General features: G+C 66.7%; 23 protein-coding genes. 18 read left to right on the top strand and 5 right to left on the bottom strand.

Going from position 1 to position 22569, the window contains the following annotated elements; translation table 11 throughout:
* Position 1: 1 nt before the first annotated feature.
* Positions 2-433, top strand: a complete 432-nt coding sequence (locus AB4Z42_RS20295) for a nitroreductase family deazaflavin-dependent oxidoreductase (RefSeq protein ID WP_442011014.1) — start codon at positions 2-4, stop codon at positions 431-433.
* 52 nt (positions 434-485) lie between these two features.
* Here AB4Z42_RS20295 and AB4Z42_RS20290 read toward each other — a convergent pair whose 3' ends face one another.
* Entirely contained in the window at positions 486-1667 is a 1182-nt protein-coding gene (locus tag AB4Z42_RS20290; protein WP_442011013.1) for a thiolase family protein, read from the bottom strand.
* Between the two features lie 94 nt (positions 1668-1761).
* Here AB4Z42_RS20290 and AB4Z42_RS20285 point away from each other — a divergent pair, with 94 nt between their 5' ends.
* Positions 1762-2232: a winged helix-turn-helix transcriptional regulator gene (locus AB4Z42_RS20285; RefSeq protein WP_442011012.1), complete on the top strand. Its 471-nt coding sequence runs from the start codon at positions 1762-1764 to the stop codon at positions 2230-2232.
* Here the strand turns inward: AB4Z42_RS20285 and AB4Z42_RS20280 are convergent.
* Positions 2229-2609, bottom strand: coding sequence for an MmcQ/YjbR family DNA-binding protein (locus AB4Z42_RS20280; RefSeq protein ID WP_442011011.1), 381 nt, complete (start codon positions 2607-2609; stop codon positions 2229-2231). The genes AB4Z42_RS20285 and AB4Z42_RS20280 overlap by 4 nt on opposite strands.
* A 32-nt stretch (positions 2610-2641) precedes the next feature.
* Between AB4Z42_RS20280 and AB4Z42_RS20275 the strand changes: the two genes are divergently transcribed.
* The 5 genes from AB4Z42_RS20275 (at position 2642) to AB4Z42_RS20255 (ending at position 11548) form a co-directional block, all read left to right on the top strand.
* Positions 2642-3571, top strand: a complete 930-nt coding sequence (locus AB4Z42_RS20275) for a DUF389 domain-containing protein (RefSeq protein WP_442011010.1) — start codon at positions 2642-2644, stop codon at positions 3569-3571.
* A gap of 64 nt (positions 3572-3635) precedes the next feature.
* Positions 3636-6953 carry a transglutaminase family protein gene (locus AB4Z42_RS20270; protein WP_442011009.1) on the top strand — a complete coding sequence of 1106 codons (3318 nt, stop codon included), beginning with the start codon at positions 3636-3638 and terminating at the stop codon, positions 6951-6953.
* A complete protein-coding gene (locus tag AB4Z42_RS20265; RefSeq protein ID WP_442011249.1) occupies positions 6953-9592 on the top strand; it encodes a circularly permuted type 2 ATP-grasp protein in 2640 nt (879 codons plus the stop codon). Before AB4Z42_RS20270 ends, AB4Z42_RS20265 begins: the two co-directional genes overlap by 1 nt.
* Positions 9589-10500 carry a transglutaminase family protein gene (locus AB4Z42_RS20260; RefSeq protein WP_442011008.1) on the top strand — a complete coding sequence of 304 codons (912 nt, stop codon included), beginning with the start codon at positions 9589-9591 and terminating at the stop codon, positions 10498-10500. Before AB4Z42_RS20265 ends, AB4Z42_RS20260 begins: the two co-directional genes overlap by 4 nt.
* Positions 10493-11548 (top strand): zinc-binding metallopeptidase family protein, encoded by a 1056-nt coding sequence (locus AB4Z42_RS20255; RefSeq protein WP_442011007.1) that lies wholly within the window; start codon positions 10493-10495, stop codon positions 11546-11548. Before AB4Z42_RS20260 ends, AB4Z42_RS20255 begins: the two co-directional genes overlap by 8 nt.
* Here the strand turns inward: AB4Z42_RS20255 and AB4Z42_RS20250 are convergent.
* Entirely contained in the window at positions 11532-11957 is a 426-nt protein-coding gene (locus AB4Z42_RS20250; RefSeq protein ID WP_442011006.1) for a hypothetical protein, read from the bottom strand. The genes AB4Z42_RS20255 and AB4Z42_RS20250 overlap by 17 nt on opposite strands.
* On the bottom strand, positions 11954-12118 hold the full coding sequence (locus AB4Z42_RS20245) for a hypothetical protein (protein ID WP_442011005.1): 165 nt from the start codon (positions 12116-12118) through the stop codon (positions 11954-11956). Before AB4Z42_RS20245 ends, AB4Z42_RS20250 begins: the two co-directional genes overlap by 4 nt.
* Before the next feature lie 23 nt (positions 12119-12141).
* Between AB4Z42_RS20245 and AB4Z42_RS20240 the strand changes: the two genes are divergently transcribed.
* From AB4Z42_RS20240 to AB4Z42_RS20220, 5 genes are all read left to right on the top strand, one after another.
* On the top strand, positions 12142-12975 hold the full coding sequence (locus AB4Z42_RS20240; protein ID WP_442011004.1) for a DUF3097 domain-containing protein: 834 nt from the start codon (positions 12142-12144) through the stop codon (positions 12973-12975).
* Between the two features lie 20 nt (positions 12976-12995).
* A complete protein-coding gene (locus AB4Z42_RS20235) occupies positions 12996-14321 on the top strand; it encodes a replication-associated recombination protein A (RefSeq protein WP_442011003.1) in 1326 nt (441 codons plus the stop codon).
* Positions 14322-14521: 200 nt separating this feature from the next.
* Positions 14522-14884, top strand: a complete 363-nt coding sequence (locus tag AB4Z42_RS20230; protein WP_442011002.1) for an ArsR/SmtB family transcription factor — start codon at positions 14522-14524, stop codon at positions 14882-14884.
* Positions 14881-15354 (top strand): SRPBCC family protein, encoded by a 474-nt coding sequence (locus tag AB4Z42_RS20225; protein WP_442011001.1) that lies wholly within the window; start codon positions 14881-14883, stop codon positions 15352-15354. The genes AB4Z42_RS20230 and AB4Z42_RS20225 overlap by 4 nt, the downstream gene beginning before the upstream one ends.
* Positions 15354-15764 (top strand): VOC family protein, encoded by a 411-nt coding sequence (locus tag AB4Z42_RS20220; RefSeq protein WP_442011000.1) that lies wholly within the window; start codon positions 15354-15356, stop codon positions 15762-15764. The genes AB4Z42_RS20225 and AB4Z42_RS20220 overlap by 1 nt, the downstream gene beginning before the upstream one ends.
* A 71-nt stretch (positions 15765-15835) precedes the next feature.
* Here AB4Z42_RS20220 and AB4Z42_RS20215 read toward each other — a convergent pair whose 3' ends face one another.
* Complete coding sequence (locus tag AB4Z42_RS20215; RefSeq protein ID WP_442010999.1) at positions 15836-16144, bottom strand: GlsB/YeaQ/YmgE family stress response membrane protein; 309 nt, start codon at positions 16142-16144, stop codon at positions 15836-15838.
* A 124-nt stretch (positions 16145-16268) separates the two neighbouring features.
* On the opposite strand from AB4Z42_RS20215, the gene AB4Z42_RS20210 reads away from it, so the two are divergent.
* From AB4Z42_RS20210 to AB4Z42_RS20185, 6 genes are all read left to right on the top strand, one after another.
* A complete protein-coding gene (locus tag AB4Z42_RS20210; RefSeq protein WP_442010998.1) occupies positions 16269-16670 on the top strand; it encodes a secondary thiamine-phosphate synthase enzyme YjbQ in 402 nt (133 codons plus the stop codon).
* 126 nt (positions 16671-16796) lie between these two features.
* Positions 16797-19487 carry an alanine--tRNA ligase gene (alaS, locus tag AB4Z42_RS20205; protein WP_442010997.1) on the top strand — a complete coding sequence of 897 codons (2691 nt, stop codon included), beginning with the start codon at positions 16797-16799 and terminating at the stop codon, positions 19485-19487.
* Positions 19488-19492: 5 nt separating this feature from the next.
* Positions 19493-20020 carry a Holliday junction resolvase RuvX gene (gene ruvX, locus AB4Z42_RS20200; RefSeq protein ID WP_442010996.1) on the top strand — a complete coding sequence of 176 codons (528 nt, stop codon included), beginning with the start codon at positions 19493-19495 and terminating at the stop codon, positions 20018-20020.
* The gene (gene mltG, locus AB4Z42_RS20195) at positions 20013-21284 is read left to right on the top strand and encodes an endolytic transglycosylase MltG (protein ID WP_442010995.1); all 1272 of its coding nucleotides are present in this window, start codon (positions 20013-20015) and stop codon (positions 21282-21284) included. Before ruvX ends, mltG begins: the two co-directional genes overlap by 8 nt.
* Positions 21285-21290: 6 nt before the next feature.
* On the top strand, positions 21291-22103 hold the full coding sequence (locus AB4Z42_RS20190) for a shikimate dehydrogenase (RefSeq protein ID WP_442010994.1): 813 nt from the start codon (positions 21291-21293) through the stop codon (positions 22101-22103).
* A gap of 9 nt (positions 22104-22112) precedes the next feature.
* Positions 22113-22544, top strand: coding sequence for a prepilin peptidase (locus tag AB4Z42_RS20185; RefSeq protein ID WP_442010993.1), 432 nt, complete (start codon positions 22113-22115; stop codon positions 22542-22544).
* The last annotated feature ends 25 nt before the right edge of the window (positions 22545-22569 follow it).

Genomic DNA, 22569 nt, shown 5'->3' with positions numbered 1-22569 from the left:
CATGACCGAGATACCCGACGCAGAGACCATGCGGGCCTTCAACAAGAGCATCGTGGACGAGTTCCGCGCCAATGGAGGCAAGGTGAGCGGCCAGTTCGCCGGGGCAGACCTGCTCCTGCTCACCACCACCGGAGCCAAGTCGGGGCAGCCCCGACTGGCGCCGCTGGCGTATTTCACCATCGACGGCAGGGTGATCATCGTCGGCTCCAAGGCCGGCGCCGACACCAACCCCGACTGGGTGCACAACCTGCGGGCCAACCCGCGTGCGCACGTCGAAGTGGGTGCCGATTCTTACGACGTCAACGCCCATGAACTCGACCGCGCCGAGCGGGATGACTTGTACCCGAAGGTCGTCGCCGTCGCGCCGGGCTTCGGCGACTACCAGGCCAAGACCAGCAGGGTGATTCCACTCTTCGAGCTTCATAAGCTGTGATTTGTGTGCGTTCAGGAGCGGTGAGCGCTCCCAAACGCACACAAATCGCTGATTACAGGCGCTCGATGATGGTGGCGTTGGCCATGCCGCCGCCCTCACACATCGTCTGCAGTCCGTAGCGTCCGCCTCGCTGCTCCAACGCATTGACCAAAGTCGTCATGATGCGCGCGCCGGAAGCGCCCAACGGGTGACCGATCGCGATGGCTCCTCCGTTGACGTTCGTCTTGGCCAGGTCAGCCCCGACGTCGTGCGCCCAACTCATCACGACCGGTGCGAAGGCCTCGTTAACCTCGAACAGGTCGATGTCGGCCAGGGTCAGTCCGGCCCGCTGTAGGACCTTCTCGGTCGCGGGGATGACGCCGGTCAGCATGTAGAGCGGATCGGAGCCCACCACGGTCGTCGTGTGGATCCGGGCCAGCGGGCGCAGGCCCAGCCGTTTGGCGACCTCACTCGTGGTGATCAGCACCGCCGCGCTGCCGTCCGACAGCGGAGACGAGTTGCCGGGAGTGATCTCCCATTTGATCTGCGGGAACCGCGCCTCGTAGGAGGGGTTGTAGAACGCGGGCTTCAAAACGGCCAGCGTCTCCACGGTGGTCCCAGGGCGAATGATCTCGTCGGTGGCCAGTCCCGCGATCGGAATCAGCTCGTTGTCGAAACGGCCCTCTTTGGTTGCCTGCGCGGCCTTTTCGTGGCTGCCTGCGGAGAACTCGTCGAGCTGTTGACGCGAGAAGCCCCACTTCGCGGCGATCAGTTCGGCGCTGATGCCCTGCGGCACCAGACCCTCGGGGTAACGCTGCGCCATGGCGCCGAACGGGTCGCTGCCGGGCAGCACACTGGAGCCCATGGGAACGCGTGACATCGATTCCACGCCCGCGGCGACGACGATGTCGTATGCCCCCGCGATCACGCCCTGCGCGGCGAAGCTGATCGCCTGCTGGCTGCTGCCGCACTGACGGTCGACCGTCGTACCGGGCACGGTCTCGGGGAAGCCCGCCGCAAGGAGCGCGTTGCGTCCGATGTTGACGGCCTGGTCGCCCACCTGCGATACGGCGCCGGTGATGACGTCGTCGATCTGGGCGGGGTCGATGCCCGTGCGGGCGATCAGCTCCTTGAGGCTGTGAGCGAGGAGGTCGACGGGCAGCACGTCGTGCAGCGCACCGCTAGCCTTGCCTTTTCCGATCGGCGTGCGTACCGCCTCGACGATGACCGCGTCTCGACCTGCATATCCAGCCATTTCGGCCTCCTGAACTCGTCTCTGAGTACTGCGTTCTATACCCAGCTATATCACCTGGGTATACTTAGAACAACTCAGAGGAGGGGTGAATTCCATGACAGTGCTACAGGGGCGGCTGGCGGACCGCGACGCCTGGTCGGCGGTGGGTGAATGCCCGGTCGAGAAGACAATGGCGCTGCTGGGGACCAAATCGGCGATGCTGATCATGCGCGAGGCCTTCTACGGCACCACCCGCTTCGACGACTTCTGGCGCCGCATCGGTGTGACCAAGGCCGCAGCCGCCGCGCGCCTGTCCGAGCTCGTGGAGGTGGGCCTGCTCGAACGGCGGCCCTATCAGGAGCCGGGACAGCGCAGCCGCGACGAGTACGTGCTGACCGAGGCGGGCGTCGAATTCATGCCCGTGGTCTGGGCGATGTTCGAGTGGGGTCGACGCCACCTGCCGAACCGTTCACCGCTGCGCCTGGCGCACGCCGACTGCGGGGCCGAGGCGGGCGTGGAGATCCGTTGCGCAAAAGGACATCTCGTGCCGCCCGACGAGCTGATCGTCCGCGCCGTCAGGAGTTAGCGCTCCTCGGCGAGGAACGCCGTGACCAGTGTCTTGGGCGCCTGCGACAGCCAGGCCTCGGTGACGAGCTCGGTGAGTTCACGCACGCCGATCGCTCGCAGCCGGACCAGCACCATCGGGTAGCCGTCGAAATGCGGCGTGGTGAAGTACACGTCGGGATCCTCGGCGATGAGTGCGAACTTCACGCCTTCATCCGGGACACGCGCGCCGAGGATGTCACCTGTGGGAGCGCCGTCGCCCAGTGCGGCGTAGTCGGCCTTGCGCAACGGCCGCTCCCAGACCATGAGCTTCTTGCGGACCCGCCATTTTCGAGGTGAGGCTTCGGTTGTCTCCGGCAACAGTCCGACGATTCGCCCGACGTCCTTCCAGGTGGCCACGGAAGACGATTGTGCGCGGTTAGGGTTCACCAGTGCTGCATTTGCGGGTGATAGCGCCCGAGGAGCTGCGTGAGGACGTCCTCGACGTCCTCCGCCGCGAAGTCGGCGTCGCGAACATCGTGCTGCATCCAGGGGCGGCCCTGGAACCCCCGGGAGACGAGATCTCCGCCGACATCGCCCGCGAATGCGCCAACGAAGTCATCAAGCAACTGAAGGCCCTCGACGTGCACCGCCGCGGCGGAATCAGCCTCGAAGTCCTCGACACGGTGCTCTCCAGTCGCGCGCACAAAGCTGAGGACGAGGCCGAGGGCGACCCTGCCGACGCAGTGATCTGGGATGAATTGATCGGGCGGACCCGCGAAGAAGCCACGTTGAGCGTCACGTTCGTCACGTTCTTGACTCTGGCCTGTCTGCTCACGGCGGTCGGTGTCGTGACCGATTCCACCGTGACGATCGTCGGCGCAATGGTGCTCGGCCCGGAGTTCGGACCGCTTGCCGCGCTTTCAGTGGCCCTGGTGCAACGCAGGCGCAACCTGGCGAGGCGCGCGGGTTTGGCACTGCTCATCGGCTTTCCGATCGCGATGGGGATCACTGCGGTCGCGACAGGGGCCGCCCAGGCGGTCGGCTGGCTGACCGTCGATTCCGTGGCACACGTCGACGAGGTGGACTTCATCTTCAAGGTCGGACCGATGTCGTTCGTGGTCGCACTGCTGGCCGGTGCGGCGGGCATGTTGTCTCTGGTCTCGGCAAGGGCGACGGGGCTGGTCGGTGTCTTCATCTCGGTGTACACCATCACTGCGGCCGGTTTCGCCGTCGTCGCGGCCACCGTCGGACAATGGGATGTCGCCGCCAAGTCAGCGCTTCAGCTGGCGGTGAACCTGGTGGGCATCGTCGTTGCCGGGGTACTGGTGCTTGTGCTGCGCCCGAAGGGCACACTCATTCCGCGCGTGGCACAGACCTGAGATCGAGGCGCAAGGCGGGTGATTCCGCAATGCGCGCCCTCCTACGTTGTGATGGGATCTTGCGATGGGCATCAAGGTGGCGCTGGAGCATCGCACCAGCTACACGTTCGACCGGCTGGTCGAGGTGCACCCCCATATCGTCCGGCTGCGCCCGGCGCCGCATTCGCGTACTCCGATCGAGGCGTACTCGCTGACCGTCGAGCCCGCCGATCACTTCATCAACTGGCAACAGGACGCCTTCGGAAACTTCCTCGCACGGCTCGTCTTCCCGAACCGCGCCCGCAGCCTGACGATCACCGTCGGCCTGATCGCCGATATGAAGGTGATCAACCCCTTCGACTTCTTTATCGAGGAGTACGCCGAACTGATCGGCTTCAGCTACCCGAAGTCTCTCGCCGAGGACCTCAAGCCGTACCTACGGCCGGTCGACGAGGCCGACGAGGGAACGGGGCCCGGTGACCTTGTGCAGGCGTGGGTGACGAACTTCTCCGTCGCACCGGGTACCCGCACCATCGACTTTCTCGTCGCCCTCAACCGGGCCGTCAATGCCGACGTGGGCTACAGCCTGCGGATGGAACCCGGGGTGCAGACGCCCGACCACACGTTGCGAACCGGGATCGGCTCGTGCCGCGACTCGGCCTGGCTGCTGGTGTCGGTCCTACGTCAGCTCGGACTCGCCGCGCGTTTCGTCTCCGGCTACCTGGTTCAGCTCACCTCGGATGTCGAGGCACTCGACGGACCGTCGGGCCCGGCAGCCGATTTCACGGATCTGCACGCCTGGGCCGAGGTGTACATCCCCGGCGCAGGCTGGATCGGCCTGGACGCGACGTCGGGGCTGTTCGCCGGCGAGGGCCATATCCCACTGTCGGCCACGCCGCACCCGGAGTCCGCGGCACCCATCACCGGCGCCACCGAGCCGTGTGAGACAACACTGGACTTCACCAACATCGTCACGCGCATACACGAGGATCCCCGGGTCACGCTCCCGTACACCGATGCCGCCTGGGGTGCCATATGCGAGCTCGGCGGCCGCGTGGACGAGCGGTTGGCCGCGGGTGATGTCCGTCTGACGATGGGCGGAGAGCCGACGTTCGTCTCGATCGACAACCAGGTGGACGCGGAGTGGACCACCGACGCCGACGGGCCGCACAAACGCCGGCTGGCATCCGATCTCGCGGCGCGGTTGAAGAAGGTGTGGGCGCCGCAGGGTCTGGTCCATCGGAACCAGGGCAAGTGGTATCCGGGAGAACCGTTGCCGCGCTGGCAGATCGGATTGTATTGGCGCACCGACGGTGAGCCCTTGTGGCGCGACGATTCGCTGCTTGCCGATCCGTGGTCGTCGACTCCGGAGTCGATCGAAGTCGCGCCCGATGCCGGACTGCAGGTGCTCGGCGCACTCGTCGACGGACTCGGATTGCCTGCGTCCCAGATTCGACCCGCGTACGAAGACGCGTTGAGCCGGCTGGCCGCGGCGACGCGGCTACCCGACGGCGAACCCGTCAGCGCGGCAGACGATCTGGAGGCTGACACCGTCGATGCCCGGGCCGCCCTGATTGCGCGGATCGAGGAGACGGTCAACGAACCGGCCGCCTACATCCTGCCGTTGCATCGAACCGACGACGGCTCGGGCTGGGCAAGCGCCGACTGGCGGTTGCGGCGCGGACGAATCGTGCTGCTCGACGGCGACTCACCGGCGGGGCTGCGCCTGCCGCTGAAATCGATCAGCTGGCGTCCACCGCCGGCAGGCCACGAGACAGATCCGTTGGCGCGCCGCGACGAATTGCCCGTCGAGGCAGGCGAAGACGATGCGGAAGTCGTGGACGCCGACGCGATGCCGACCACCGCGGTCGTGGCCGAGGTTCGCGAAGGCCTGCTCTACATCTACCTGCCGCCGACCGATGAGGCCGAGCACTTCGTCGACCTGACCCGACGGGTGGAGGCCGCGGCGGCGAAGGTCGACTGCCCCGTCGTCCTCGAAGGTTACGGGCCTCCGACGGACCCGCGGATCATGTCGGCGAGCGTCACGCCCGACCCCGGTGTCATCGAGGTCAACGTGGCGCCGACCGCCGGATTCGCCGCGCAGCGGCAGCAACTGGAAACCCTCTACAGCGAAGCCCGACTGGCCCGATTGTCGACCGAGTCTTTCGACGTCGACGGCACCCACGGCGGCACCGGCGGCGGCAACCACATCACCCTGGGCGGCATCACGCCCGCGGATTCGCCGATGCTGCGGCGTCCCGATCTGCTGGTGTCGATGCTGACGTACTGGCAGCGTCACCCGTCGCTGTCCTACCTGTTCTCGGGTCGGTTCATCGGCACGACGTCGCAGGCGCCCCGTGCCGACGAGGGTCGCGCCGACGCGCTGTACGAACTCGAGATCGCGTTCGCCGAGATCGCGCGGCTGTCGGCAGACGAGGGCGGGCCCCGACCGTGGATCATCGACCGTGCGCTGCGGCATCTGATGACTGACATCACCGGCAACACGCACAGGGCCGAGTTCTGCATCGACAAGCTCTATAGTCCCGACGGTGCACGAGGCCGACTGGGACTCCTGGAATTACGCGGATTCGAGATGCCGCCGCACTACCAGATGGCGATGGTGCAGTCGTTGTTGGTGCGGTCGCTGGTCGCATGGTTCTGGGATGAACCTCTGCGCGCACCGCTGATCCGCCACGGCGCCAATCTGCACGGGCGTTATCTGTTGCCGCACTTCATCATTCACGACATCGCCGATGTGGCTGCCGACTTGAGGGCGCACGGCATCAACTTCGACACCAGTTGGCTGGACCCCTTCACCGAGTTCCGGTTTCCCCGCATCGGGACGGCCGTGTTCGACGGCGTCGAGATCGAGCTTCGCGGGGCGATCGAACCGTGGAATGTGTTGGGGGAGGAGTCGACAACAGGTGGGACGGCCCGCTACGTCGACTCGTCGATCGAGCGCATCCAGGTGCGGCTCATCGGGGCCGACCGCCAACGCTACGTCGTCACCGCGAACGGCTACCCGGTGCCGCTGCTCGCCACGGACAACCCCGATGTCCAGGTGGGCGGGTTGAGGTTCCGGGCGTGGCAGCCGCCGAGCGCGCTGCACCCCACCATCACCGTCGACGGGCCGCTGCGTTTCGAACTCGTGGACACCGCGACCGGCGTGTCCCGTGGTGGCTGCACCTACCACGTGTCACACCCCGGTGGCCGCTCCTACGATCATCCGCCCGTCAACGCCGTGGAAGCAGAGTCGCGGCGCGGCCGCCGTTTCGAGACCACCGGCTTCACCCCTGGCAGGGTCGACTTGTCCGACATCCGGGAGAAGCAGGCGCGCCAGTCCACCGACGTGGGCGCGCCGGGGATCTTGGATCTGCGCCGGGTGCGTACCGTTCTGCAGTGATGGTCCTACCCGCGGCGAGTCCACACGACATCGACAACCTGCTGTCCCGGTATCGCAGCGCGCGAGCCCAGCAGGCGCTGTTCGACGTGCGCGGTGGGGTGGGCGGCGGATACGACGAATTCGTCGACGCCGCAGGCAATATCCGGCCGGCGTGGCAGGAACTCGCCGAGTGCGTCGGCGAACGCGGCCGCATCGGCCTGAACCAGCTTCGGTCGACGGTGCGCAGCCTTGTCGACAACGACGGCATCACCTACGTTCAGGTGGACCGCAACGGTGACGCCATTACGAACGGATCCGGGGCGGCGGAGCCGGGGCCGTGGCATCTCGATGCGTTGCCGATTGTGATCTCGTCGCCCGACTGGGACGTGTTGGAAGCCGGTGTGCTGCAGCGCTCACGGCTGCTCGACGCAGTGTTGACCGACCTGTACGGCCCGCGGATCTCGGTGACCAGTGGCGTGCTTCCCCCGCAGCTGCTCTTCGCCCATCCCGGGTACATCCGGGCGGCGCGGGGCATCGAGGTGCCCGGCCGGCATCAGTTGTTCATGCACGGCTGCGACATCAGCCGCGTGCGTGACGGCAGCTTCCAGGTCAACGCGGACTGGACGCAGGCGCCCTCGGGTGCGGGCTATGCCCTGGCGGATCGCCGTGTGGTGGCGCACACCATTCCCGACTTGTACGAGCGCATCGGGCCGCGTCCGGCATCACCATGGGCGCAGGCACTGCGCCTCGCGCTGATCGACGCCGCGCCGGAGTCCGCCGAGGAACCGGTGGTCGTGGTGCTCAGCCCGGGAATCCACTCCGAGACGGCCTTCGACCAGGCCTACCTGGCCAGTGTGCTGGGCTTCCCGCTGGTGGAGAGCGCGGACCTGGTGGTGCGCGACGGCAAGCTGTGGATGCGATCGATGGGCACACTCAAGCGCGTCGACGTGGTGCTGCGCCGGGTCGACGCCGACTATGCGGATCCGCTTGACCTGCGCAAGGATTCGCGCCTCGGCGTCGTCGGGCTCGTCGAGGTGCTGCGCCGCGGTGCGGTGACGGTGGTCAACACCCTGGGCAGCGGAATTCTGGAAAGCCCTGGGCTGCTTCGCTTTCTGCCGCAGCTGGCCGAGCGGCTACTGGGGGAGACGCCGCTGTTGCGCACGGCGCCGATGTACTGGGGCGGCATCAACACCGAACGTTCGCACCTGTTGAGCAAGCTGTCGTCGCTGCTGATCCGGCCGGTGACGGGCGGCGACGCGATCGTCGGCCCGGCCCTGACATCCGCGCAGCGCAAAGCTCTCGGGGTGCGTATCGAGGCGACGCCGTGGCAATTTGTCGGCCAGGAATTGCCGCAGTTCTCGTCGGCTCCGACTGACTACTACCCGGGCGGCCTGTCGGCGGCGAGTGTGGGCATGCGGTTGTTCACGGTGTCGCAACGAAGCGGATACGCGCCGATGATCGGTGGGCTCGGGTACCTCGTCGCACCCGGGAACTCCGGGTTCAAAATGAATACCGTTGCAGCCAAGGATATCTGGGTACGCACCCCGACACGGGTGACTGCCGAGCGCATCCCGACCGCGGCCCCTGTCGAGCTGCCTGCCCTCATGCCCAGCCCCACCAGGGCGGTCAGTTCGCCTCGTGTGCTGTCCGATCTGTTCTGGATGGGCCGCTACGCCGAACGCGCGGAACACATGGCCCGGTTGCTCACCGTGACCCGCGAGCGTTACCACGAATTCCGTTACCGCCGTGAGTTGGCGGGCAGCGAGTGTGTGCCCGTGCTGCTGACCGCACTGGGCAAGATCACTGGAACCAGCGCCGGGGACGGCGACTACGCGGAGATGGTGGCGACGGCGCCGACAACGCTGTGGTCACTGACCGCCGACCGGCACCGTTCCGGCTCTCTCGCACAGTCCGTCGAGCGCCTCGGCCTCGCCGCCCGCGCCGTGCGCGACCAGATGTCCAACGACACGTGGATGGTGTTGGCGGCGGTGGAGCGCGCACTTCTGCACGCCCCCGACTCGCCGCCCGAGTCCAGGGCCGAGGGCGACGCATTCTTGTCCTCGACAAGCAATCTCACATTGGCGGGCATGCTGGCCCTGTCCGGGGTGGCCGCCGAGTCCATGGTCCACGACGTCGGCTGGACGATGATGGACATCGGCAAACGCATCGAACGAGGCCTCGGGTTGACGGCCTTACTACGTGCCACTCTCACGACGGTCCGCAGCGCGGGTGCTGAGCAAACCATCACCGAATCCACGCTGGTGGCGTGTGAGTCGTCGGTCATCTATCGGCGACGCAACCCAGGCACGGTTAGCGTTGCCGCCGTGGCCGACCTGGTGTTGTTCGACGCCGAAAATCCACGGTCGCTGGCCTACCAGCTCGAGCGGCTTCGTACCGGACTGAAGTCGTTGCCGGGATCGTCCGGCTCCTCACGGCCCGAACGGCTGGTGGAGGAGATCGTCACCCGGCTGCGCCGCATCGAGCCCGTCGACCTCGAAGCGGTGGCGTCCGATGGCCGTCGCGCCGACCTCACCGCGTTGCTCAACGACACGCACGCCGAGTTGCGCGACCTGTCCGGCGTCATCACCGCCACCCATCTGTCGCTGCCCGGCGGCATGCAGCCGCTGTGGGGACCCGACGAGCGGAGGGTGATGCCGTGACGGCCTCGGGATCGAGCCGGTGCTATCAGGTGACGCACCGCACGGTGTACCGGTACTCCGATGTCGTCACCAGCAGTTACGGCCGGGGCTTCCTCACCCCGCGCGACTCCGCGCGGCAGCGCTGCCTGTCGCATGAGTTGCTGATCGAACCGGAGGCGGCGGACAGCTCGACGAGCCGCGACGCCTTCGGCAACATCAGCTCGTACTTCCATGTCACCGAGCGGCACGAGATGCTGTCGGTCACGAGCAGTTCGGTGGTCGAGGTGGATCCGCCGCCCGCAGATCTCTACAACGGCGGATCAGCGCGCGCGCCGTGGGAGATTTCCAGACCCGTGGGGCCCGACGGCGCACTGGCCACCGAATTCACCCTGGACCTGCGGCCGCCCGAGATCACCGACGAGCTACGTGACTATGCCGCACCGAGTTTCGAGCCCGGGCGTCCTCTCGCCGAGGTGCTGGCAGACCTGTCGTCGCGGATCTACACCGACTTCACCTACCGGTCCGGGTCGACCACCGTGTCGACTCAGGTGAGCGAGGTTTTGGCGGCGCGCGAGGGGGTATGTCAAGACTTCGCGCGGCTAGCCATCGCCTGCCTGCGTGCCAACGGGTTGGCAGCCAGCTACGTGTCCGGTTATCTGGCGACCGATCCACCCCCGGGAAAGGAACGTATGGTGGGCGTCGACGCCACTCACGCATGGGCGTCCGTATGGACGCCGCAGAATCAATGGCTCGGTTTCGATCCCACCAACGACCAGATGGTTGACGAGCGTTACATCACCGTCGGTTACGGCCGCGATTACGCCGACGTGCCTCCGTTGCGCGGCATCATTTACACCGACTCCGAACGCAGCGTGATCGATGTCTCCGTCGATGTCGCGCCTTGTGAGGGTGGTGCTCTGCATGCGTGACTTCACATGCCCCAACTGCGGCCAGCGGCTGGCGTTCGAGAACTCGCTGTGCCTGTCGTGCGGGAGTTCGTTGGGGTTCTCGTTGCAGGACATGGCCCTGTTGGTCATCGCACCCGACGACGAGAGCGAACACGCCGGAGCCGTGCCGCAGAGCAACTATCAGTTGTGCGCGAATCTGTATCGCGCCAAATGCAATTGGCTGGTCGAGCGGGCGCCGGTCCGAAGGCTGTGTGCGTCGTGCGCCCTGACACGGACCCGGCCCAACGATGCCGACACCAAGGCCATGGCGGCGTTCGCCGAGGCCGAGAAGGCGAAGCGGCGGCTGATCGCCGAACTGCACGAAATGAAATTGCCGATCGTCGGGCGCGACGAAGATCCGGATTTCGGCCTCGCATTCGACCTGCTGTCCAGCGAGCAGGAGAAGGTGTTCACTGGTCACGAGAACGGCGTGATCACCCTGGACCTCGCCGAGGGCGACGACGTGCACCGCGAGCAGTTGCGGGTGGCGATGGAAGAGCCCTACCGCACGCTGCTCGGCCATTTCAGGCACGAGATCGGGCATTACTACTACTACCGCCTGGTCGATCCCTCCGCGGACTACAAGGCCCGGTTCGTCGATCTGTACGGCGACGCCGACGCCGGCTACCAGGCCGCGCTCGACCGTCACTACAACGAGGGCCCGCCGCCGGACTGGAACAAGAACTACGTCTCGTCCTACGCCACGATGCATCCGGCCGAGGACTGGGCCGAGACGTTCGCCCACTACCTGCACATCCGTGACACCCTCGACACCGCCGCGGCGTTCACGTTCGCGCCGGCCTCTGCGACATTCGAGCGAGGTGTGCTGGGGCCCAGTGGATTTCAGACGATCATCGACATCTGGCTCCCGCTGGCCTGGGCGCTGAACATGATCAACCGGTCAATGGGCAAAGAGGACCTCTACCCGTTCGTGCTACCGGCCACGGTGCTGGAGAAGATGAAGTTCGTGCACACGGTGATCGACGAGATCACCTCGCAACCGCCCGCGGTCGCTAGGAACGGCGTCTAGCGCTGAGCCGCAGAAACGCGCGGCCGCGCGCGGATAGGCGGTAGCCGACGTCGAGGCTGATCGTCAGCCCGAGCGACTTCAATTGGCGTACGCGTCGTTTGAACCGCGGCACGTCCATGCCGATACTGTCCGCAAGATCCGGCGCGCGCACGGCCTCGTTGGCCGCGATCATGGCCAGGTACTGCCTCGTCCACGGCTGCGAGGCCGTGTCCCACCGGTCCAGACGCGCGGCGATCGCCTCGACATCCGCGGCCGAAAGGCGATCGTCGGCGGCGAGGTCGGGCCGCTCGTCGGGCGCCAAGTAGGACACCGCGATTGCATACGTGTGCTTGGCTGGCCGTCGGTCCAGATCCTTGTTGGCGGTCGCGGCGTCCGGATAGCCCGCCGCACGCGCCTGCGCGGCGGTCACGCGGTGCCTGCCGGGTATTCGGTGACGTCGTCGATGCGGATCGTGCCCGCCACGGTGCGTTGCGTGCCTCCCGCCCTGGCTCTCGGCGCGTCCCAGCGGCGCAGCACAAGTGTGATGCTGCCGTTAGCGATTCCCTCGGCCGTGTCGCGGTTGAGCAGCACGACGCTGACCCTACGATCACCCGGTGGCTGATCGCTATGGCTCAGACGTTCTGGCAACCAATCCGCACTCGAAACCGCGTTCGGTCGAGGTTCCGGTGGAAATCGGCATGGTGGTCGAGGACGCAGAAACAGGGTTCGTCGGCGCGGTGATGCGCATCGAGTACGGCCGGATGGAACTCGAGGACCGGCGCGGTCGGAAGAAGCCGTTTCCGGTCGGCCCCGGCTATCTCATCGACGGCAGACCAGTCATCCTCACACCGCCCCGGCGGGCCGCGCCGAAGGCTTCGCGCACGGCCTCCGGTTCGGTCGCGGTGTCCGACGCCCGCGCGAAGGTGGCGCTGGCGAGCCGGATCTACGTGGAGGGTCGCCACGACGCCGAACTCGTCGAACAGGTGTGGGGTGACGACCTGCGCATCGAGGGTGTCGTCGTCGAATACCTGGGTGGCGTCGACGATCTCGCCGCGATCGTCGAGGATTTCCGTCCGGCACCGGGGCGACGACTGGGCGTGCTCGTCGACCACCTGGTTGCAGGCTCGAAGGAGGCACGGATCGCGGAGGCGGTGCGCCGGGGACCCGGCGGTGCGCACACCCTGGTCGTCGGCCATCCGTTCATCGACATCTGGCAGGCGGTCAAACCGGGTCGGATCGGTGTCCCAGCGTGGCCCGTCATCCCCAAGGGCACGGACTGGAAGAAGGGCGTGTGCAAGGCGCTGGGCTGGCCGCACGCCCAACAGGCCGACACCGCGAGGGCGTGGCAGCGCATTCGGGGTCGCGTGCGCGACTGGAACGATCTGGAGCCTGCACTCATCGGGCGCGTCGAGGAACTCATCGACTTCGTGACGACCCCTGCGTCATAGCGTCGTGGTAAGCAGAGACCGTGGCCGACGGTCTGTTTGACGTCCCCGGCGAAGAGTCGTCAGGGGGTGCTCTCGTCGGTGCGTCGACGCCGTTGGCGGTGCGGATGCGGCCCGCGACGCTCGACGAGGTCGTCGGGCAGGATCACCTGCTGCAGCCGGGGTCGCCGCTGCGGCGGATGGTCGAGGGCTCCGGAGCGGCGTCGGTCATCCTCTACGGTCCGCCCGGGACCGGTAAGACGACGCTCGCGTCGCTGATCTCACAGGCGACCGGCCGACGATTCGAGGCGCTGTCCGCTCTGTCGGCCGGCGTCAAGGAGGTCCGTGCCGTCATCGAGGTTGCACGACGCGCGGCCGCGCACGGCGAGCAGACGGTGTTGTTCATCGACGAGGTGCACCGGTTCTCCAAGACGCAACAGGACGCACTGCTGTCCGCGGTGGAGAACCGCGTCGTGCTGCTGGTCGCGGCGACCACCGAGAACCCGTCGTTTTCCGTTGTCGCACCGCTCCTGTCGCGCTCGCTGATCCTGCAGCTGCAGCCGTTGGATGCCGAGGCGGTCCGCGCCGTGGTTCGCCGTGCGATCGATGATGCCCGGGGGCTCGGCGGCAAGGTCGCCGTCACCGATGAGGCGGTCGAGCTTGTTGTCCAGTTGTCGGCAGGCGATGCGCGCCGCGCGCTGACTGCGCTGGAGGTCGCCGCCGAATCGGGGGAGGACGTGACCGTCGAGGTCATCGAGCAGTCGCTCGATAAGGCGGCCGTCCGCTACGACCGCGACGGCGACCAGCACTACGACGTCATCAGCGCGTTCATCAAGTCGGTCCGCGGCTCTGATGTCGACGCTGCTCTGCATTACCTGTCCCGGATGCTGGTCGCGGGGGAGGATCCGCGCTTCGTCGCCAGGCGCCTGATGATCCTCGCCAGTGAGGACATCGGCATGGCCGATCCGACGGCGCTGCTGACTGCCGTCGCCGCAGCTCAGACGGTGCAGCTGATCGGCATGCCGGAGGCGCAGCTCACGCTGGCGCACGCCACCGTTCACCTGGCGACCGCGCCGAAGTCCAATGCCGTTACCACCGCGCTCGGTTCCGCGATGAGCGACATCAGGTCCGGTAAGGCCGGTCAGGTGCCCACCCATCTGCGCGACGGCCACTACTCCGGCGCCGAGAAGCTGGGCAACGCGATCGGCTACAGGTACGCACACGACGACCCCGATGGTGTTGTGCCCCAGCAGTATCCGCCCGACGATCTGGTCGACGTCGACTACTACCGGCCGACCACCCACGGAGCCGAACGCGAGATCGCGACTCGCCTGGACAAGCTGCGCGCGATCATCCGCAAGAAGCGCTAGCCCGAGAAACCCACGCTTCGCCCCCCGCGCCTAGTCACGCCGAAATCCGGGTTTTGTAGGCGTCTACTCGCACTTCGTGTACCAAAGTCGGATTTCGGCGTCTTGAGTCGCTCTTCGTCGCGAAAAGGCCCTTGACAGTCGCGGTGGGGCCCTTCTACCGTTGTAATCAACCAAAGCATTGATCAAACACAAGGTTGATTATGGAGAGTGATGACGATGCGGACGCACGGCTCGACCGCGCCTTCCTCGCACTGGCGGACCCGGTCCGTCGTGCCATCGTGGCGCGGCTGTCCAGGGGGGCCGCCACGGTCAACGAGCTGGCCGCGCCGTTCGACATCACCAAACAGGCGGTGTCCAAGCACATTCAGGTGCTCGAGCATGCGGGTCTGGTCACCCGGACCCGCGATGCCCAGCGACGGCCGGTGCATCTCGACGCGGCCGCGCTGGAGAGGCTGACTGCATGGATCGACCGGTATCGGCTCGAGGCCGAACGCAGTTACCGCCGGCTGGACACCCTGCTGGCAGGCATGACCGACACACACGAGAAGGGAAAGAAGAGATGACGAAAGCATTGGACCTCACGGCCCCGGTCGATACCTTGGCCATGGAATTCACCCGCGAGTTCGACGCACCGGTGGAGGCGCTGTTCCGCGCGCACGCCGACCCTGAACTGATGAAGCAGTGGCTCGGTCCGCACGATCTCAAGATGGAGATCAGCGAGTGGAACTTCAAAAGCCATGGGGGCTATCGCTATACGCATTCCAACGATCACGGCACGTTCGGCTTCAACGGCACATTCCACACCGTGCGCGACAACGAGTTCATCCTGCAGACATTCGAATTCGAGGGCGCGCCTGACATGGTGAACATCGAGTTCATGTGGTTCGAGGACCTCGGCAATGGCCGTTCCCGGCTACGGGGCCGCTCGATATGCCCGAATACAGAGGCGCGCGACGCGCTGTTGTCCTCTGGCATGGAAGGCGGAATGACCGAGGGCTACGAGAAACTCGACGTGCTGCTGGCGAGTCTGTAATGGACTGGACGCTGGAAGTGGTGGTGGTCCCGGTCGCTGATACCGAGCGGGCCATCGCCTTCTACCGTGACCAGCTCGGCTTCGACCTGGATCACCACACGCAGAACGCCGCCATGAACTTCGCGCAACTCACGCCCCCGGGTTCGGGTTGCTCGATCGTCATCGGAGAACTTCCGGGCGGTCCGGTCATGGCGCCGGGCTCTCTGAAGGGACTGCAACTCGTCGTCGCTGACGCTCATCGCGCACGGGACGAACTGTTGGCACGCGGGGTGGACGCAGAAGAGATGCAGATCATCGACGATCGCGATGGCGGAACGCTGTTCGGATTCGCCGACCCCGACGGCAATACGTGGGTGGTGCAACAGATTACGGCTCGCGCCGACCAACCGTTGCTCCAGCGCCAGGCCTAGAAAAGGGGGCGATCCCGGCTGCAGGGGTTCAGCCGGGATCGCCATTTGGGGTGGAGTGGGTGAGCTACTGGTCAGCGCAGAAGGCCCGAGCGCCTGCCACCCATCAAGCCGGTGCGCCGGCGTCCCATCAAGGACGCGACGAGCGCGACGCCCAAGGCGGCGACGACGACCTGGACGAACAGCTCAAGCCAGTCGATGCCGTTCGTCATGGTGGGGATGCCGAGCACCCTCGCGATCGCCGTGCCGAGGAATGCGGACACGATGCCGACGACGACGGTCAACAACATGCCGATCGGTTGCTTGCCGGGCAGTACCAGGCGGCCGAGTACGCCGACCACGATGCCGATGAGTATTGCGGTGATAACACTGGTGATAGTCACGATGCCTCCGAGGTCTAGTGAATAGGGCTTGTGTGGTCGATCACCCTGATGAATCAGCGATACCCCTGGCCCCGCGGTAATAAACGCTCGCGTCAATCTGGGCGCACGCTCGTAGGCTCATGGCGTGGACACCGATGTAATCGATATCGACACGACCCGGCGCCGCATCGTCGACCTCACGGACGCGGTGCGCGCCTTCTGCAACGAGCATCAGGACGGCCTGTGCAACGTGTTCGTCCCGCACGCCACCGCGGGCGTCGCGATCATCGAGACGGGTGCCGGATCCGATGACGACCTCCTCGACACGCTCGAACGCCTGCTGCCCCGCGACGACCGCTACCGCCACTCCCACGGTTCGCCCGGGCACGGGGCCGACCACGTGCTGCCCGCGCTCATCTCACCGTCGGTGACGGTGCCGGTGCAGGGCGGGAAGCCGCTGCTCGGAACGTGGCAGAGCGTGGTGCTGGTCGACCTGAACGACGACAATCCGCAGCGCAAGGTGCGACTGAGCTTCATCGGCGGGTAGCAGGCACCTGCGGCCCCGCTGGTTCGTTGGCCTTTCAGGTGCGGCGACCGCGACCGGTACTGTGGTGCGGTCGAATAGTCGCAGGTAATTGCGAAACCACCCATAGTGACGAGGAACAGTAAGAACGTGCAGACACACGAGATCAGGAAGCGTTTCCTTGATCACTTCGTGAAGGCGGGCCACACCGAGGTGCCGAGTGCCTCGGTGATCCTCGACGACCCCAATCTGCTGTTCGTCAACGCCGGCATGGTGCAGTTCGTGCCCTATTTCCTCGGGCAGCGCACACCGCCGTGGAATCGCGCGGTGAGCGTCCAGAAATGCATCCGGACCCCGGACATCGACGAGGTTGGCATCACCACCCGCCACAACACCTTCTTTCAGATGGCCGGCAATTTCAGCTTCGGCGACTACTTCAAGAAGGGCGCCATCGAGTTCGCCTGGACGCTGCTGACGAACCCCGTCGAGCAGGGTGGGTACGGACTGGACCCCGAAAGGGTCTGGGCGACGGTCTATCTCGACGATGACGAGGCGATCGCGCTGTGGCAGGAAGTCGCCGGGCTGCCCCCCGAGCGCATCCAGCGCCGCGGCATGGCCGACAACTACTGGTCGATGGGCATTCCCGGCCCGTGCGGGCCGTCATCGGAGATCTACTACGACCGAGGACCTGAGTACGGCATCGAGGGCGGGCCCGTAGCCAACGAAGACCGCTACATCGAGATCTGGAACCTCGTCTTCATGCAGAACGAGCGCGGCGAGGGCACCTCCAAGGAGGACTTCGAGATCCTCGGCCCGTTGCCGCGCAAGAACATCGACACCGGCATGGGCATCGAGCGGGTGGCCTGTCTGCTGCAGGAAGTCGACAACGTCTATGAGACCGACCTGCTGCGCCCGGTCATCGACCTGATAGCCGCCGTCGCCCCGCGCGGGTACGGCAAGGGCAGCCACGAAGACGATGTCCGCTACCGCATCATCGCTGATCACAGCCGTACTGCCGCGATCATCATCGGCGATGGCATCAGCCCGGGCAATGAGGGCCGCGGCTACGTCCTGCGCCGGCTGCTGCGGCGGATCATCCGGGCCGCGAAGCTGCTGGGCGTCGAGCAGCCGATCGTGGCGCAACTGATGACGACGGTGCGCGACACGATGGGCCCGTCGTATCCGGAACTGGTCGCGGACTTCGATCGGATCCAGCGAATCGCGGTCGCTGAGGAGACCGCGTTCAATCGGACGCTCGCGTCGGGGTCGCGCCTGTTCGACGAGGCGGCGGGCGCGACGAAGGCATCGGGTGCTTCCGTGCTGTCCGGGACCGATGCGTTCGCCCTGCACGACACCTACGGCTTCCCGCTGGAGTTGACCCTCGAGATGGCGGCGGAGGCCGGCCTTTCGGTGGACGAAGAGGGTTTCCGCGGCCTGATGGCCGAACAGCGCCAGCGCGCCAAGGCCGATGCGGCCGCCCGCAAGCAGGCGCACTCCGATCTGTCGGCCTACCGCGAACTCGTCGACACCGCCCCCACCGAGTTCACCGGATTCAACGAATTGAGCTCCGAGGCGCGGATTCTCGGCATCTTCGTCGACGGCAAGCGGGTACCTGTGATCGGCCACGGGGCACACGACGCCGACCGTGTCGAGCTTGTCCTCGATCGCAGCCCCTTCTACGCGGAGTCCGGCGGCCAGATCGCCGACGAGGGCACGATCACCGGTGCGGGCGCATCCGCGGCGGCCAAGGCTGCGGTGACCGATGTGCAGAAGATCGCCAAAACACTGTGGGCACACCGCGTCAACGTCGAGTCAGGCGAGTTCGTCGAGGGCGACACGGTGGTTGCCGCGGTCGACCCGAAGTGGCGCCACGGCGCGACCCAGGGGCACTCCGGTACCCATATGGTGCACGCCGCGCTGCGGCAGGTGTTGGGCCCCAACGCCGTTCAGGCCGGATCCCTGAACCGTCCGGGCTACCTGCGGTTCGACTTCAACTGGCAGGGCGCCCTCTCGGAGGACCAGCGAACCCAAATCGAAGAAGTCACCAACGAGGCGGTCGAGGCCGACTTCGAGGTGCACAGCTTCACGACCGATCTCGAGATGGCCAAGTCGATGGGCGCGATGGCGCTGTTCGGCGAGGCCTACCCCGACGAGGTTCGGGTCGTCGAGATCGGTGGTCCCTTCTCCCTCGAACTATGCGGCGGTACACACGTGCGCGGTTCGGCTCAGATCGGCCCCGTCACGATCCTGGGCGAATCGTCGGTCGGATCCGGCGTGCGCCGGGTGGAGGCCTATGTCGGTCTGGACTCGTTCCGCCACCTGGCCAAGGAACGCGCCCTGATGGCCGGTCTGGCGTCATCGCTGAAGGTGCCATCCGAGGAGGTCCCCGGGCGCGTGGCCAATCTCGTCGAACGGTTACGCGCCGCCGAGAAGGAACTCGACCGGATGCGGCTGGCGAACGCGCGTGCCGCGGCAGCGAATGCCGCCGCCGGTGCCGAGCAGGTCGGTAAGGTCCACCTCGTGGCGCAGCGGATGGCCGGCGGAATGTCGGCGGGCGACCTGCGGACGCTCGTCGGCGACATCAAGGGCAGGCTGAGCAGTGAGCCGTCGGTAGTCGCGCTGATCGCCGAGGGCGACGACGACGCCGTTCCGTACGTGGTGGCGGTGAACGCGGCGGCGCAGGACCTCGGCCTGAGCGCCAACGATCTGGTGAAGCAACTGGGTGCGCCGGTGAACGGCCGCGGGGGCGGCAAGGCTGATCTGGCACAGGGTTCCGGTAAAGGGGCGGCGGGGATCGACGCGGCATTGGCCGCGCTGCGCGCCGAACTGGGCCGGAGCTGAACCGCGTGCCCAACGAATCAGACCGCCACCCCGATCGGCCGGGCTCCACGCTGGCGCCCCCCGATCCTGGCCGCGGCAGGCGGCTGGGCATCGACGCGGGCAGTGTGCGCATCGGTGTCGCGGTCAGCGACCCGGACGGAATCCTCGCCACACCGGTGGAAACGGTCGTGCGGGACCGCCGGAAGGGGTCGGACAAGCACGTGCGCCGACTGGCGGCGCTGGTCGATGAGTACGAGGTGGTCGAGGCGGTCGTCGGGCTACCGCGAACGCTGGCCGACCGGTCGGGTTCGGCCGCCCACGACGCCATCGGCCTCGCCGATCAACTGGCCGCACGTATCGCGCCGGTGCCGGTGCGGCTGGCCGACGAGCGGCTGACTACCGTTGCGGCTGCGCGGTCGCTGCGAGAGGCCGGGATACGAGCCAAGGGGCAGCGATCGATGATCGACCAGGCTGCCGCGGTCGGCATCTTGCAGAACTGGCTGGACCAGCGGCGCGCGGTGTTGGCCGCGCATGGAGAGGTCGGAGATGTCTGACGACTGGGGCCGCGAATCTGCAGAGCCCAATTGGCGCCGGGAGCGGGTGGAGCCCATGGCGGTCGGCCCACCACGGCGTCGAAGGACCCGTGCCGAGCGGTTGCGGGAGGCGCGAGGGCGCCGCAAGCGCCGCACGGCCAGCGTGGTGGCACTCGGCATCCTGATTGTCGTCGTCATCGGGGTGGTGTTCCTTGGCTCGAAACTGTGGCACAACGTGTTCGGCACGGGCAGCGACTTCACCGGTGACGGCGTGAACGATGTGGTGATCCAGGTAAATGAGGGGGATTCCACGACCGCGATCGGCAAAACCCTGCAGGACGGGAACGTGGTGGCCACCTCGACCGCATTCGTCGAAGCTGCACAGGGTAATGCCGCGATCTCGTCGATCCAGCCAGGCTTCTACAAGGTGCGCACCGAAATACCCGCCGCCAATGCCGTTGAGCGGCTTGCCGATCCACAGAACCGGGTCGGCAAACTGGTGATTCCCGAAGGACGTCAGCTCGACGATGTCCGCGACGTCAAGACGGACGCCGTCACTGACGGCATCCTCAGCCTGATCTCCAAGGCGACGTGTGTGGATCTCGATGGTGAGCGCAACTGCGTCGCACCGGACGCACTCAGGGAGTCGGCGAAAACGGCCGACTTGTCCGCGCTGTCGGTTCCCGACTGGGCCGTCGATCCGGTCACCGCGATGGGCGCAGACCATCGTCGGCTGGAGGGCTTGATCGCCCCCGGCACATGGAACATCGATCCGTCCGCACAGCCTCAGGACATCCTGGCGACGTTGGTCGGCGCCAGCGCAACCCAGTACACGCAGGGCGGGCTGCTCGATACCGCGAAGGCGATGAAGATGTCGCCGTATCAGATCCTGACCGTCGGCTCGCTGGTGCAGCGGGAAGCCGCACCGGAGGACTTCGGCAAGGTTGCGCGGGTCATCTACAACCGGCTGGCCGAGAACCGCACGCTCGAGTTCGACTCGACGGTGAACTACGCGCTCGACAGGATCGAAGTTGCGACCACGGACGGCGACCGCGGGCAGCACACGCCGTGGAACACCTATGTGCGGCCGGGACTTCCGGCCACGCCGATCTGTTCGCCGGGGCAGCCCGCACTCGCCGCGGCGGAGAAGCCGGAACCGGGAGACTGGCTGTACTTCGTAACTATCGACATGCAGGGCACCACACTGTTCACCCGGGACTATCAACAGCATCTGGCGAATATCGAACTCGCCATGCGCAACGGTGTCCTCGATTCCTCGCGGTGAGCGCCGATGAGGCAGCAGAGCGGTCCACGAAAGGCCGCGGTGCTCGGGTCGCCCATTGCGCATTCCCGGTCACCGCAGCTTCATCTCGCGGCCTACCGCGCACTCGGCCTTGACGGCTGGACCTATGAGCGGATCGAGTGCACCGCAGAGCAGTTGGCCGGCCTGGTAGGCGATTTCGGGCCCGAGTGGGTCGGCGTGTCGGTGACGATGCCCGGGAAGTTCGCCGCACTGGAATTCGCCGACGAACGCACGCCGCGGGCAGAGCTGGTGGGCTCGGCCAACACCCTGGTGCGGTCCGAAAAGGGATGGCGTGCCGACAACACCGACATCGACGGCGTCAAGGGCGCGCTGGGTCCGGTGTCCGGCCACGCGATGGTGCTGGGTTCCGGCGGCACGGCGCCTGCGGTGGTTGTGGGTCTCGCCGAGTTGGGTGCGCAACGGATCACCGTGGTGGCTCGCAATGCGGACAGGGCGGCACCGCTGGTCGATCTCGCCACGAGGTCAGGTGTCGAGGGCGGCTGGTGTGCCATCGAGGGCGCAGAGTTGGCGTCCTGTGTCGCCGACGTGGACGTCATGGTCAACACCGTCCCCGCCGACGCCGTGGAGCCGTATGTGCCTACGCTGGCCCGCACCCCGCTGCTGCTCGACGCGATCTACGACCCGTGGCCCACACCGCTGGCGGCCGCCGTCGAAGCCGGGGGCGGACGCGTGACCAGTGGTCTGGACATGCTGCTGAATCAGGCCTTCGCCCAGGTCGAACAGTTCACGGGCATGCCCGCACCGAAAGAGGTGATGAGGGCGGCGCTGTACCGGCCCTAGCCTCGATGGATGAGGGCGGGGGCGGCCGGCGTATGTGTGCTGGCCTGGTTTGTCGGGCTCAGTTGGTACGACATGCGGCAGCGTCGACTGCCCAACTGGCTGACGGTGCCCGGCGCCGTCGCGATCCTGGCATGTGCTGTGGCGGTGGGCCATGGCGCAGCCGCAGTGGCCGGCGCCGCGTCGCTGTTCGCCATCTACCTCGCACTGCATCTGGTCACGCCGACGGCGATGGGCGCCGGTGACGTCAAACTGGCGGCCGGGATCGGGGCGCTGACCGGGTCGTTCGGCGTGGATGTGTGGTCGCTCGCGGCCCTGGGCGCACCGCTGCTGACCGCCGGATGGGCGCTGGTCGTCAGGGTCAGGAGCGCGGAACACAGTGTGCCGCATGGTCCTTCGATGTGTGTGACCGCGGCTGCGGCGACAGCGCTCGCCGTGCTCTGATTTCACTATTGCATACCCTAGGTAG

It is taken from the genome of Mycobacterium sp. 2YAF39 (genome assembly GCF_052114565.1).
Classification (GTDB): Bacteria; Actinomycetota; Actinomycetes; order Mycobacteriales; family Mycobacteriaceae; genus Mycobacterium.
Note: the sequence above shows the minus strand (reverse complement) of the source record. Positions and strands in the feature narration are given on the sequence as shown.

Excerpts from the sequence above, each read along its gene's own strand:
- AB4Z42_RS20295 (WP_442011014.1), top strand. The coding sequence starts at position 2 with ATGACCGAGATACCCGACGCAGAGACCATGCGGGCCTTCAACAAGAGC.
- AB4Z42_RS20290 (WP_442011013.1), bottom strand. The coding sequence starts at position 1,667 with ATGGCTGGATATGCAGGTCGAGACGCGGTCATCGTCGAGGCGGTACGC.
- AB4Z42_RS20285 (WP_442011012.1), top strand. The coding sequence starts at position 1,762 with ATGACAGTGCTACAGGGGCGGCTGGCGGACCGCGACGCCTGGTCGGCG.
- AB4Z42_RS20270 (WP_442011009.1), top strand. The coding sequence starts at position 3,636 with ATGGGCATCAAGGTGGCGCTGGAGCATCGCACCAGCTACACGTTCGAC.
- AB4Z42_RS20265 (WP_442011249.1), top strand. The coding sequence starts at position 6,953 with ATGGTCCTACCCGCGGCGAGTCCACACGACATCGACAACCTGCTGTCC.
- AB4Z42_RS20255 (WP_442011007.1), top strand. The coding sequence starts at position 10,493 with ATGCGTGACTTCACATGCCCCAACTGCGGCCAGCGGCTGGCGTTCGAG.
- AB4Z42_RS20230 (WP_442011002.1), top strand. The coding sequence starts at position 14,522 with ATGGAGAGTGATGACGATGCGGACGCACGGCTCGACCGCGCCTTCCTC.
- AB4Z42_RS20225 (WP_442011001.1), top strand. The coding sequence starts at position 14,881 with ATGACGAAAGCATTGGACCTCACGGCCCCGGTCGATACCTTGGCCATG.
- AB4Z42_RS20220 (WP_442011000.1), top strand. The coding sequence starts at position 15,354 with ATGGACTGGACGCTGGAAGTGGTGGTGGTCCCGGTCGCTGATACCGAG.
- mltG (WP_442010995.1), top strand. The coding sequence starts at position 20,013 with ATGTCTGACGACTGGGGCCGCGAATCTGCAGAGCCCAATTGGCGCCGG.
- AB4Z42_RS20190 (WP_442010994.1), top strand. The coding sequence starts at position 21,291 with ATGAGGCAGCAGAGCGGTCCACGAAAGGCCGCGGTGCTCGGGTCGCCC.
- AB4Z42_RS20185 (WP_442010993.1), top strand. The coding sequence starts at position 22,113 with ATGAGGGCGGGGGCGGCCGGCGTATGTGTGCTGGCCTGGTTTGTCGGG.